13 protein-coding genes and 1 pseudogene are annotated in these 13,133 nt (G+C 41.3%); all 14 read right to left on the reverse strand.

Annotated elements, in window-relative coordinates:
- Positions 1 to 15 precede the first annotated feature (15 nt).
- Positions 16 to 885 (reverse strand): GNAT family N-acetyltransferase, encoded by an 870-nt coding sequence (locus HGJ98_RS00140; protein ID WP_291348963.1) that lies wholly within the window; start codon positions 883 to 885, stop codon positions 16 to 18.
- 194 nt (positions 886 to 1,079) lie between these two features.
- Positions 1,080 to 2,669: an L-lactate permease gene (locus tag HGJ98_RS00145; protein WP_291349028.1), complete on the reverse strand. Its 1,590-nt coding sequence runs from the start codon at positions 2,667 to 2,669 to the stop codon at positions 1,080 to 1,082.
- Between the two features lie 116 nt (positions 2,670 to 2,785).
- Complete coding sequence (locus tag HGJ98_RS00150; protein ID WP_291348964.1) at positions 2,786 to 4,093, reverse strand: phenylacetate--CoA ligase family protein; 1,308 nt, start codon at positions 4,091 to 4,093, stop codon at positions 2,786 to 2,788.
- A 236-nt stretch (positions 4,094 to 4,329) separates the two neighbouring features.
- Complete coding sequence (locus tag HGJ98_RS00155; RefSeq protein WP_291348965.1) at positions 4,330 to 5,241, reverse strand: uroporphyrinogen decarboxylase family protein; 912 nt, start codon at positions 5,239 to 5,241, stop codon at positions 4,330 to 4,332.
- A 267-nt stretch (positions 5,242 to 5,508) separates the two neighbouring features.
- On the reverse strand, positions 5,509 to 5,784 hold the full coding sequence (locus HGJ98_RS00160) for a spore coat protein D (protein WP_291348966.1): 276 nt from the start codon (positions 5,782 to 5,784) through the stop codon (positions 5,509 to 5,511).
- 150 nt (positions 5,785 to 5,934) lie between these two features.
- Positions 5,935 to 6,774 carry a 1,4-dihydroxy-6-naphthoate synthase gene (locus HGJ98_RS00165; protein ID WP_291348967.1) on the reverse strand — a complete coding sequence of 280 codons (840 nt, stop codon included), beginning with the start codon at positions 6,772 to 6,774 and terminating at the stop codon, positions 5,935 to 5,937.
- Positions 6,774 to 7,469, reverse strand: a complete 696-nt coding sequence (locus HGJ98_RS00170) for a futalosine hydrolase (RefSeq protein WP_291349029.1) — start codon at positions 7,467 to 7,469, stop codon at positions 6,774 to 6,776. The genes HGJ98_RS00165 and HGJ98_RS00170 overlap by 1 nt, the downstream gene beginning before the upstream one ends.
- Before the next feature lie 158 nt (positions 7,470 to 7,627).
- Positions 7,628 to 8,326 (reverse strand): sulfite reductase subunit beta (hemoprotein), encoded by a 699-nt coding sequence (locus HGJ98_RS00175; RefSeq protein WP_291349030.1) that lies wholly within the window; start codon positions 8,324 to 8,326, stop codon positions 7,628 to 7,630.
- Between the two features lie 84 nt (positions 8,327 to 8,410).
- Positions 8,411 to 9,016, reverse strand: a complete 606-nt coding sequence (locus HGJ98_RS00180) for a DsbA family oxidoreductase (protein WP_291348968.1) — start codon at positions 9,014 to 9,016, stop codon at positions 8,411 to 8,413.
- Positions 9,017 to 9,019: 3 nt separating this feature from the next.
- Entirely contained in the window at positions 9,020 to 9,649 is a 630-nt protein-coding gene (locus tag HGJ98_RS00185; RefSeq protein WP_291348969.1) for a hypothetical protein, read from the reverse strand.
- A gap of 76 nt (positions 9,650 to 9,725) precedes the next feature.
- Positions 9,726 to 10,825, reverse strand: a pseudogene (locus tag HGJ98_RS00190) (C4-dicarboxylate ABC transporter).
- Between the two features lie 66 nt (positions 10,826 to 10,891).
- Entirely contained in the window at positions 10,892 to 11,275 is a 384-nt protein-coding gene (locus tag HGJ98_RS00195) for a RidA family protein (protein ID WP_291348970.1), read from the reverse strand.
- A gap of 209 nt (positions 11,276 to 11,484) precedes the next feature.
- Complete coding sequence (gene nrfD / locus HGJ98_RS00200; protein ID WP_291348971.1) at positions 11,485 to 12,420, reverse strand: NrfD/PsrC family molybdoenzyme membrane anchor subunit; 936 nt, start codon at positions 12,418 to 12,420, stop codon at positions 11,485 to 11,487.
- Between the two features lie 25 nt (positions 12,421 to 12,445).
- Complete coding sequence (locus HGJ98_RS00205) at positions 12,446 to 13,099, reverse strand: 4Fe-4S dicluster domain-containing protein (protein WP_291348972.1); 654 nt, start codon at positions 13,097 to 13,099, stop codon at positions 12,446 to 12,448.
- Positions 13,100 to 13,133: the final 34 nt, after the last annotated feature.

Below are 13,133 nucleotides of genomic sequence, written 5' to 3' on the forward strand. Positions count from 1 at the left end.
ATTCTCCTGCCTACACTATAAGACCTCATTTGCCTTAATACGATAATATTCATAAGCAACTTGCACATAAAACCCAGTCTTCTTATAAAGTGTTAACGCATTGTCATTCTCGCTATGGACCTCTATGGTTATTTCAGAGTTTCCACTTTGCCATACACTATCGACTATTAGATGGACTAGTTCTTTACCATACCCCTTAAAACGAAATTCAGGTAATATTCCGACACCATATATTGACACGTCTTCTCCGGCAAAATTTGCCGAACCTAGACCGATAATCAGATCCTTTAAAACTGCAAGATACTGTTTTCGAATATCCGATTGGAAGCAATTTTGAATAAGGCTCTTAGATTCTTCATAGCTATCCTCAAAAACCCTCATATTCACGGTGATGGCCCTTTCTAGATCCTTTTGCCCAGCCTCTAAAAGCATTAGCCGATATGTATCTAAGGGGGTATATCTGGATTTATTCAATCTCATAAAATACTCTGTATGGTCATAATCTGCCTTTAGAGCACGTATTACCCTTTTACCCGGAATCGATGTGCTCTCACATACGAATAATAGGTCTGTGACATGAAATTGTCTTAATTCTTCGACTGCCCTGCCTAATAAAGACTTGAAATATCCTTTGCCTCGAAACTTTGGGAGTGTATAAGCCGTAATTTCCGCCTCATGGTTTGTAGGGATAAACATGGATAGCATACTTATTAACTTACTTTTTTCATATAACAGAAAAAAACTCTTAATACGACTGTCAAAGTTCAGGGATGGATCTAAAAAGAAGCTCCCGCTAAGATTATCATGATCAATACAAATTGTCTCTAGGTTAAGTACCTCCTCATAATCTTTGCCACTTAAATCCTTACAAGCTCTTATTGACATGTTCGACCTAAATTGCCTCCTCTAGAGTCTAATCCACTCTTGACATAGATCTATCCGCCTCACTTATAAGCAGTGAGTTCAGGAAACTGATTATTTTTCACAATTTGGGATAATTGTAACATTTAAAGAAGTAGAAATAAAGAGATCCCCATTCCCGAGTTTAAGGGAAGGGGATCTACAACATTTCCCATTAGCTAGACATAAACACCTAATAATATCATTACCAAGGCTGACGTCACTGCCGTCAATAATAAGGCAAATACAAAGGCGATTCTGATTACCTTAGTTTCTTCACCCAGCTTATCAATTGCTGCCGCAGCATTCTGCAACTTTGCTGGGGAAACAACACTCGCTAAACCTCCTCCAAAGGCTAAGCCTGCAGTTATGATCAGCATTTCTAATAATCCCATATCGAGTATCTTTGAGGTCTTTAAAGTATAGGTGGCGAACATAGCTATAGTAGAAGCTTCGCTCCCTGTAATAAATCCTCCCAATAAACCAATGAAAGCAACGACTGAACCATAGGCATTATTTAAAACTTGAGATGAGAAATTGGCCAAAACTTGAACCATGCTCTCAACAGCATACTTATTTGAAGCCATATCATAGCCAGACATATTCATGATCTCTCCGATAACGAAGAAAATAGCCGCGGCAAAGACTGGTCTGGGAGCCCTCTTCCACCATAAACTAAAGGTCTCTTTCAATTGCGACTTAGTTGGTTTGATAAAGAGCATAGAAAGAAAGGTACTAACAAAAATCCAGGTATAGGCGTTCCACAACGCTCTTGTCATAATAGGTTTACCATCAGCCGATAAGCCCGCGATGGGGAGAGTTAGTTTTCTATATAGAAGATTAAACATATCCGTCGGAAGGTTGAGCGCTAAGATTAGAATAATAAGGAGACCCCATGGAGTTAATGCCTTCCATAAAGGAAATGTATTCTCATAAGCTAATTCTTCACGACTAAGTCGACGTTTATCGATGATCTTTTTTCCTGTTGATAAAAGATAGAGTGCCATAACAATAATAACAGCAGCACCACACATGATCCCTGTTAGAACGACTAGTCTGTCAACTTTGTTCGTAAAATATGAGACCCCTGTTATTGCTGCTCCGGTGATAAGAACAGGCAGCCAACCCTCTTTTATACCCTGCCACCGTCCGATAATCCAAAGCATACAGAAACCAATCAAAGTGGAAATGATCGGTAGGAACATGAAAAATACGCTGCCCGCCTGAGATAAAGTAATTTCGTGACCCTTCCCTAAAAATGAATTGGCTACATCCACAAACACGACAATGGGAGCCCCTAATAAAGCATAGGTGCAAAGAGCATCATACCCTATACACGGTAAAGCAATCGAGACATAGGTTGAATAACCCAGTGCCAACATAATGGGAGGCAGCAGTGAGACCGGGGTGGCTCCTACTGAAACCATAAGTGTACCGAAACCAATGTTAATTATCATTATCTGAACAGCTTTGTTTTCGGCGGCAATAGTTTTTATAAAGACGATAATTCTTTTCAGCGCTCCGGTCTTCTCCATATAAGCCATCTGCAACAATGATGCGGCAACCACTAGAGAAACTGTAAAGGACCTGACTAGCCCTGTTACTGTAGACCTAAAAATCACTTCCAGACTGGTTTGGAAGAATAAGAACGCGATAAGGGATACGACCATCCAACCAACAACGCCACTTATATCTGCAGGTTTTTTCCAGATGACGAGCATGGCTATGATCACTGCTATCGGCATTAAAGTTAATAAAAGCGAACTAATAGATACCACAATTAAAACTCCTTATTTATCCGATCGATAAGACTCCCAATTCTTGAAGGGGGGAGTCAAGTATCATGTAAGTACTTAGAAGGCCCCATATAAGAAGACCCGGGAGACTATACTTTGGGCTGGTCTCGATAATCGAAGACCCGCTTAGCTTTCCCAGCGCTTCTTTCTAGGGTTCCCGGTTGAACAATTTTTAAGCGAACGTTAATTGAAAGAACACTATGGAGCTTTTGGCGGATGTAACTCGAGAAGTCCTCCAACTTTGAGTATGGTTCGAGAAGATCTTCACGGGTAAGCTCGACCAACACTTCCAGTTCATCGAGAAAGTTGCGCCTATGAACATTTATCACATAATGAGGGCCAATACCTTCAATGGTCATTAGCACACTTTCGATCTGGGAAGGAAAAACATTGACACCACGAATAATCAACATATCATCTGTACGACCAATAATCTTCCGCATTCGAGCTGTAGTTCGTCCACACTTGCAAGGCTCCTGGTTGATACGAGAAATATCTTTGGTTCGAAAACGTATTACTGGAAAAGCTTCCTTAGTCAAGGAAGTAAAGACTAATTCCCCTTCCTGCCCCGGCTCAAGAACTTCACCGGTGTCGGGGTCAATCGTCTCAACGATAAAATGGTCCTCGGCTATGTGATGGCCGCATTTGCAACTGCATTCCCCGGCGACACCTGGTCCCATTACCTCACTTAAGCCATAGTTATCTGTGGCAAGAATGTGTAGTCTGGATTCAATTTCATTACGCATTTCCTCTGTCCAAGGTTCACCACCAAACAGACCGATTTTTAGACTTAAAGAAGAAATATCAATTCCCATCTTCTCGGCAACTTCCGCTATATAGAGAGAATAGCTCGGGGTTGATATTAGAACTGTCGTACCAAAATCCTGCATTAACATAAGCTGACGTTCCGTATTACCTCCTGATACGGGAACGACTAGGGCGCCTGCCCGTTCCAGCCCATAATGCAGGCCAAAACCACCTGTAAAAAGGCCATAATTAAACGCTATTTGAGCAACATCTTCCGAGGTGACCCCTGCTAAACTAACCATCCGTGCCGTTAAATTCGTCCAGGTATCAAGGTCCTTAGCCGTATAGCCTACGACGACAGGTCGACCTGTTGTTCCCGATGAGGCATGAACCCTTACTACCTCCCTCTGCGGGACAGCAAAAAGACCAAAAGGGTAATTGCTCCTTAAATCGTCCTTTGTCGTAAATGGCAGGCGCTTCAGATCATCTAAGGACCTAATCTGCTCAGGGGTTATCCCTAATTTCTCAAATTTCCCTCTATAGTGAGGTACTCTGTTATACACCCTGTTGACGGTCCACTTAAGACGTTCCAGTTGTAGTTCTTCCATTCGACTACGGCTCATACATTCTTCTTCGGCATTCCAGATCACAATTAACCAACCTCACTTCTATGGAAATATTAATAAAATAAAAATAGCTACCCTCCAAAAGGATAGCTATTTGTATAACCAAAAACGCCCATATTCTACCATCCTTCTATTCTATTATGTTTAAACCAATTTCTTTTTTAAGCTACCGCTCTACCCCACTACAGACCAGTGAGAACACTCACAGGTTTTCTACAATTTTTATTCTAACGAACTATTGCTAAATTGTCCAGAGCTTTTTACCTGTAACCATAGTTACCCACCGAAAGGTTATTAACATATTGATATACATCTAGTACTTTATTTGCCCCTTGAATACTACCCAAGATACCTGCGCTACTACCAAAAATATACCCGCTCTCCATAGACTCTAGGGAAGTCGCGGTTAGTAATTGCAACGCCTTATCAGTCCGATTGTCTTCTTCAAACCAGGCCAGATCATATCCGCCCATCAAACAGAGTCTATTTTTTGTTGCCAGTCTGACTTTTGCGATATCGGCTAGTGAAGCAAAATCTAGAGAATGCAAGCCATCAACACCTAAATTAATAATATCATCAATTATAGGCAATAAATTTCCATCGGCGTGAAAGAAAACCGGAGCATTCTGGCCGCTTAGAACCTCAACCTGCTCTGCCAGGCTAGGGAAAAAGTCCTTACGTAGAGCTGCCGGTGATATAAACGTACCACCTTGATAGGCAATGTCATCCGCAACGATTATTCCGTTCGCCCCAGACGCCAAAGCATTTAGTCCGAGTTCAACATTAGCTGCTACAGATTTTGCGACGAGCTCCGGAAGCAAAGGGTCATGCTTAGCAATTGCCAGCAAATAATCTGTAAACGACGTGAATAGCTTAGCAGTTCCTTGAAAAGGACCGTCAATTATAGCGAAAATGAAAAAATCTGTTTCTTTTCGCCATAGTTTAATACCCTCCCAAACCTTGGCTTTGTCTGGCTGAGAGAAGGGCGGAGAAAAAGCTAAAGCATCTAGCCCACAAAGTTCACAGGCCTCAACTCTATCTTTAAACGACACTGTATCTTTTAAATTTAGTAATTCCGCAATTAAATCATCTTCGAGATGAAACTCCCCTTTAGGGATGCGATCAACTCGCTCAAAGCGTGTGGCAGCCAGTATTCTTTCGATTTTAGTCACTTATTCATACTTCCTTCTCTATAGTATTTTTTACGAAAGCTCTACTCATAGTAGTTTGATTCCTAAAGTATAATCTTCTTAAAAAGAATTATTTCTCTCCAATTGCAAAGAAGTTAAACAATTCCAAGGCTATTATAATCCCTTAGGCATGTTATTACTAGATCCGTCGGATGAACACAATCCGAATTAATCTCAGGATGTGGTTATTAATCTTAACGTATAACGAGCCACGCTTAGAATGGCGTGGCTCGTAGTTTTACAACTCGATTAAAAGAAGAGGCGATTAGCAGCGAATCCTTGGTTACCTCCTAGAAAACCTGGACCTCCTAGGAAACCTCTACCTTGTGCAACTGGAGCTTGAAATCCTTGCTCAACAACAACATTTCTTGAAGTCTGTTGATAAATATGCTGAGGGACATCAATGATATTTTGACGATTAATATTCACAACTGGATGAATAACGGGGATCAACCGCTGAGCGTAGAAATCTCTTACGCAATACTGTGGGGGACAACAGATTGGTTTACAACAATTACCATGCATTAGAAACTCACCTCCTTAGCTTTACTATATGCACCAGAAGCATCTATTGGTATAATATTCCATTGTAATCTAGCCCTTTTTATAAAAAAAACCAAGCAAAATATTAACTTTGCTTGGGGCAGAAGTAAGTTACTGTCTTTGATTGATCTATTAAAAATATAGTTGATCCAAATCAACGCTTGGTACCAGCCCTTCTTGCGAAGCTCTACTTAGCAAGGATTCCACCGCCTTATACCCGAGGGTACTAATATTCTCTGTAAATTCGTTAACGTAAAGTTCAATATGAGCTTGAGTTACTTCAGTTGATAGCTCTTGGCTATGCTGAAGAATGTATGCTTTCGAAGCCTCCGGATGTGCCCACGCATATCTGACGGAGGCCTGAATCCAGCTGGTGATTGCGGATAAATCCAGCGACCTACGAGCAATGATAGCTCCCAACGGAATCGGCAGATTAGTATCTTGTTCCCACCAACTTCCTAAGTCTACCATGAGAGTCAGCCCATAGGAAGGATAGGTAAAACGAGCCTCATGAATTACAAGTCCAGCATCGACCAAACCATCACGTACAGCGGGCATAATCTCGTGAAAGGGGAGAACAACAATCTCGCCTATTCCCCCTGGTACATGTCGAGCTGCCCATAACCGAAAAAGCAAATAAGCAGTTGACCGCTCACTGGGGACCGCTACACGAAAGCTATGTAACCTTGTGCTATCGTTCATATCTTTTTTATTTGATGACAGCAACAATGGACCGCAGCCTTTACCCAATGCACCTCCACAGGGCAGTAACGCGTATTCGGACAATACCCACGGTAACCCTGCGTAGGAAATCTTGACTATATCAGGACCATTCGACCCTGCTGCCATACTATTCGTGATATCTATGTCTGCGTAGGTTACATCAAGCTTAGGTGCACCGGGTATCAGCCCGTGTACCCAGGCATGAAAAACAAACGTGTCATTAGGACAAGGAGAAAACGCAATTTTCATCATAATACCTCCACCAATACTTCGCAAGCAGCTTCTAATATCCCTAGAGCATCCTTGATACGCCATGCAGATCGGTCACGGGGACCCACTAAATTTGAGATTGCACGAATTTCTAAAACAGGTAGTCCTCGATTGAGGGCTGCGCATCCAACGCCAAACCCCTCCATAGCTTCAGCCGAAGCTCCCTCTATCCTTGCAGTTAGTTCCCTAGCAGTCTCAGTTGTGCCCGTAACCGTTGAAACTGTGAGTACCGGACCAGCATGAACCGGGAGTTGAGCCTCTAGTAAGGCCTTAGTAATACGTTCTACAAGGGTTGAGTCAGTCTGAATACGTGTAAAACCAAAACCCAACGTTTCTAGATTATTGAATCCATCTGGAGTCTCTGCCCCTAAATCTGCGGCGATGATCTGTGTCCCCACTACAAGTGAGCCTACCTCTGCTTTACTTGGAAAGCCTCCCCCGATACCTGCGCTAATAACCAAACTATATTCAGCTTCAGCAAGAGCCCTTGTCGTATTCACTGCCGCAACAACTGAGCCGACCCCCCCTACCAAAACCTCAAACCTGGGATCATTGTGTAACGCCTGGATTATTGCATCCTTTTCTGCGGAGACTGCTGTCACTATTAAGACACGGGTTTGTGGGAACTCTCCACAAGAACTTATGCTTTTTTTAGGTTTCTTTCTTTGCTCAATGTTCAAAATCTTACTCCCTTGTAAAGATGCCTATAAAACAACTCAAGTCGTAACTTATGCAAGATACAAAACTAGGGTAGAAATCCTCCTTTTTCTAAGGATCTCAACCCCAGTTTCTAATATAGTATTTGTAGATTCCAACAACCTAACCTATAGGGTTAGATTGTTAAGAAATTTGCAACGGTTTCAAAACCAACTCTCTCCACCATTCTGGCAAATCGCTCTCCTTTTTGACCATTTTCACGATAATAGTCCAAAGCCTTTTCCACTATAATAAGTGCCTCACCGATAGAATACAGCTCTGGTAATTCCCTTCCGACGAAGTGTTCTTTGCCAAACATTCCCCCGATGGTAATGGCTACTTGGCCTGGTTTTCGCCCTTGTATTCCAATACATCCAAGTTGTGGTTTCGAGCAACTATTTCGACACCCACTAAGTGCTATTCTAAATTTGTTGGGCAGTACAACATCGTATTTCCCTTTATAAAATTGTTCGTTTATTTGTTCAGCCACTTCCGCTGTATTAAAAAAGCTTACTTGACAAACATCTCCTTTACAAGTATGGACCGGCCTAGCTCTCATTCCAGTACTTCCAATAGATAAGCCCGCTTCCTTAAGCTCCCGTGCCACATTCTCCAGATCCTGATACTTAAGCCAAGGAATTTCTACGTTTAAGCGTTGGGTTAGGGTAAAATATCCCCTGCCATATATCTCAGATACCTCTGTTATTTTACGAGTTTCCTGGGCATTCATTCTTCCCGCATTAATCTGAACCCTACAGGAAAAATGCACCCCATCTTTATAGGCGATATAACCTTGTCCCTTTAGTACCTTCTTCTGCTCATCTGTTAAAACCATCTGCAATACCTTAGTTAATAAAACTTGAAAAATTAACTTACCCTCTCTAAAAGTTTTTATATCTACCAAGTTTTTGGACAATGACTACACTTTGATATCTAAAGGAAATCCGCTAGCAGTTCCCTTTAGGAACTTCTCAAGAGCTTCATAGCTCTGGGCTCCATGAACTGCACGACCATCAACAATAAAACACGGAACACTTTGAATCCCTAATCTCTGAGCTTCAGCTACGTCCCGAGAAACAGCTTGTTCATATTTTCTAGTAATAAGCGCCTGCTTAAATTCTTCCTGATTCAATCCGATCCGTTCTGCCAGCTCACATAGAACATTTAGGTCATTAATATTTTGCTGATTTTGAAATTGTGCTGTAAAAACCGCATCATGATATACATTACCAAGCCCTTGATCTTCTGCAAATTTTGCGCCTTCAAGGGCTAATCTTGAGTGCTTACTTCTTTCATTAAAGATCATTTGGAGCCCATACTTTTTCCCTAAGGCTTCAATTCCAGCCTTGGCTCTGGCCAGATATTCCGGTGATTTTTCGGGAAGTTCAATTCCCTCAGGTCTAAGCTCAAAGGACTTCCATTCTATGGTTAAATTTTTATCCCTGGCCAACTGGTCAAGGGGGACTTTCCCTATCATGCAAAAAGGTCATAAGAAATCCGAAAAAACCGTTATTATATTTGTCATAGTCTACAGCTCTTCATAGAAGGGCAATTGCTCACCTCTGATAACTGCCAATCTCCATAGATAATCATTACCCATACTTTCTCTGGTATCTTCTAAAAACCCCTTACTTTTCAATAGGTTTAGAGTACTGCGATTTGCAGCGTATCCGGAAATATATTTAACCCCTTGATTTCGGGCAAAAGCCCTCAAATTATCAAGTACCTTTTCGATAAGTCCATCACTTAATAAGTCAAAATCATTGTTTTTAACCAAAACAATATCATTAATAAAAATTTCTTGTTTGTTCAGCTTCGAAATGTGAAGGCTAATTAAAGGGTCTTCAAATCCTAGTGTATCCACCCACATAATTTGTGGTATTTGGACCCCTAGCAAACCCGCTAACTCTGGACTATTACAGTAGTTGGTGAAATACTCCTGTAAGAGTTGAGTCAGCCTCAGGTTGTATGCTCTAGCTTGAACAGAGATGTTATATTGGCCGGGGTATTGAAGTCGAATTTCGTCATCTCGTAGTACTTTTATGCCTGGGTCCCTACCAAGTTCTGCTATTAAGTCGGCCATGGGAAAAAGGCTCTTAATATCTTCCTCTGTAGGATTCCACTGTTCAGAATAGATACGCTGTGCCGTAATTGCCATTTGTTTTCACGTCCTCCACTAAAATAAAGTTAAGCTTCTACTTACAATAATACCGCATTTATGATTTTACGCCAACTTAAGCTCTTTGATTTTCACTTGGGTTAATCGGGATTCCCAAAAATAGTTTGCCGTTGAAAGCACTTGCCATGGTTTTAAAAAAACAAAGCTCCAAAGAAAAACCAAAAAAAACGTTAAAAATGCCGAAAACCCATAGGTAAGAGGCGAAAGAAAAATTGAAGCTATCTTCTGACTTGCTATAGTATAGGCTGCCAAAGGGAAGATATATGCCCACCATCCCAATCCAAAAGGGATTCCGCCTCTACGCACATAATGGATAGAAATGAGTCCAGTGATCCCAATCACCCAAATTCCAAACCCCCATATAATAGCCGCTCCCAAATAGGCTAGCTCAATGGAGGTCAATATCCCAAGATATTGAGCGCTTGTTGTAATATCAACAATAGCGATTACGGCCAGACCAACAGCACTTAATAGGATTCCAAAAGAAGGAGTTAAGTCTGCCGGAGGAAGAGCGTGCTGAATTAGCCGAACAAAAATCACAGCACTAATAAATATGAAAAGGAAGAACCCGATCCCTAGCATAATGATGTTGACAACTAATATTGACATGCTCCACATGGGCTTATGACTTAAACTTAGAACTAATACGGAGTTTCCTAACAACAAGGTAGCCATATTGGCGATCGGCGCCATGATCCAAGAAAAATTTGTGGTTTCTGGCCTGGGCGACTCTTCAACTCGAATAATCCTAAACGTTGTATAAAAAGAAAAAAAGGCCACTCCAATTACCCCTATGATCCAGGCAGTTATGGAAATAATAAAGGTCATAGTTTCACCTAGATATGTACTCCAAATTGTATAAACATTCGTACCTACAATAATGGTTGCTACAGGCATAGTGACGAAAAAGTTGCTTGCTACTGGATGATGAAGATCCCTTTGCACATAATCGAAAAACCAAAACCATCGAATAACCCAAGGTACGAGTACCAAGAAGTATAAACCAACTGCAATTAGCGCAATGACTAAACTCAGAATATATCCTCCTTGAAAACCTTTTTGCCATTGAAACAAGATATTGGCAAGCCCTCCTGTACCCATGACTACCGCGAACCATCCCGGCGCTAAATACTTTATGACGTGACGTTCAAGCATGTCTAATAATCCCTTCTCTAGATGCCTTCTTTATTTCAGACTCGAGATATGATGGCGAAGTGAAAATTAGTCATCTCTTCTAGCGATCATTTCAATTTCAACTTGGGCCCCTAGCGGCAGTGAGGCGACACCAATGGTTGTGCGAGCAGGATAAGGGGCAGAGAATTGCTTTTTGTAGACCGAATTCATAGCGTCAAAGTTATGCATATCCGTGAGAAAAACATTTACCTTAATTACATTATCGGGTGTTAAACCTGATGCCGATAAAACATTGAATAAGTTTTTAAAGCATTGTTCAGTTTGAGTTTTAATATCGCCTGGAACGAGTTTCCCGGATGCCGGATCTATAGGAGTTTGACCGGAAAGGTAAATAAGATCGCCGGATTCGACTGCATGGGAATATGGGCCAATAGCTACTGCACCATCTGCAGTATAAGCTTTTCTAGACATTTCGTAGCCTCCTCATACTTCTGGTCGTAGGTAGTGCTTTGTTTAGATTACATTTCCCTTATTAGTTTACCTAGAAACCAGCCTGGAAACAATCCCTCAAAAAACTAATTGACTCGAAGGCATTTATTACCTTCTTCTCACGTACAAAAAAAGGGGAAGCTATACTTCCCCTCTTAAACCTTAGCGTATTTATTTGAAGACACCTAATATTAACCTATTTGACCATTCCAAACAGGAAGTGCTGCGAAAACAATCAAACATCTTAAAGTTAGTCCACCAACCATTACTGCTCCATCAAAAAGCAATGATAGCTTACCACTTTTCGCGCTACTTCTAGTTGCCTGTTTTGCTTCCCCATGCATACCTGGTTCTTCCGACAACAAAGTTGATTTTTTATAACCACGTGACAGTTGAAGGTAATACACCAAGGGTCCAACTAAACCTATTACTATGAGGAGCAGCCAGAAAGGTATAGCAAGAGATTCTGTCAGTAAAAGGTTAGCAGATACCTTAGCGACGGCTCCTTGGCTTCCTGAATAAATGAGTGCAAAGAAAGCAACAAGTGCTAAAATTTCAGTTCCAACTAATCCTAAGTGAACTTGAGTAACTCGTGCCTCGTGTGCCTGGTGTTTTTCGAAAAAATGTGCTAGTAACGAGGTCAATGATAAACCCGTGGAAAGAGCAGATACCACAAAAACTACTGGCATTATATATGAGTTCCAAAAGGGGACTCCTTCAACGACTGCCAACAGCATTCCTGTATAAGCAGCTGTTGATAACGCCAATAATGCGCCGACATAAGATAATACACCTGGAGCTTGTTTCTTCTTCCAAACAAAATACCCCTTAATAAAGGCTACAAAGATAAAGGCACTAAGAATATAAATCCCCCAGGTCATAACCGAACTAAAATTGAGAAACATGTTGATAATCAGCCAAGGTTTCTTTAAACCTTGCCCTAAATCAAAAATTAATAGAAAGGCTCCAAAAGCAACAAGGGGTCCAGAAACATAATAACCCGCTCGATTCAAATTGGTTGTTTTTCCTAGGAGTCCTTTTTCCGCTGCAAAAGAAGTCAGATATGCGCCTGCGCCTAGTCCACCCAAAAATAGGTATATGGCAATGAGCCAACCCCAATGTCCCATTTTGAATTCCTCCTCCCGTTTTTTATTATTTTGGAATTGCAATCATAGATGGGTTCGTAATATTAGGATTAGGAAGTCCTTTAAAATCTAGGTTTCCGATTTTCGATAATTCCTTCATATCTCCCATAGTTAAGGCTTGAGTAGGGCAAGCTCCTATACAACGAGGACCTGATCCAGAATCCTGTAGTTCATAACAGAAATGGCATTTTGAAACAGCACCGGTTTTTTTCTGAATATGAGGAGCATGATAGGGACAGGCATACAAGCAATAACCACAACCAACGCATTTGCTAGAATCTTGAACGACAATTCCGTCGCTTTCCCTTTTGGTATAAGCTTTTACTGGACATACTTTGGCACAAGCCGGATCGGCACAGTGATTACAACTCATAGATAAGACGTCACCTTTTTTACTACGAAGAAGAGTTCTCCAAGGAGTATCCTTCTCCCATTTGTAAGTTTCTTGGCAAGCCAATACACAGGCCTTACATTTAATACATTTGCCTTCATCGTAGCTAAAACCGATTTGTTTTTTCGCGTTGGTTGCAACGCTCGTCACAGTTTCTTCTGCTTGGACCAACTTCATAGGATTGAGTCCAATTGCAACAGCCGTTCCGAGCAGTACTCCACCTTTTATCACAGTACGACGAGATAAATTTATCCGCTTATTTTGTGACATCTCTTTACAACTCCTTTCGCGTTTTAATACGCAT

Origin of the sequence: Desulfosporosinus sp. (assembly GCF_014237355.1) — a bacterium.
Lineage (GTDB): Bacteria > Bacillota > Desulfitobacteriia > Desulfitobacteriales > Desulfitobacteriaceae > Desulfosporosinus.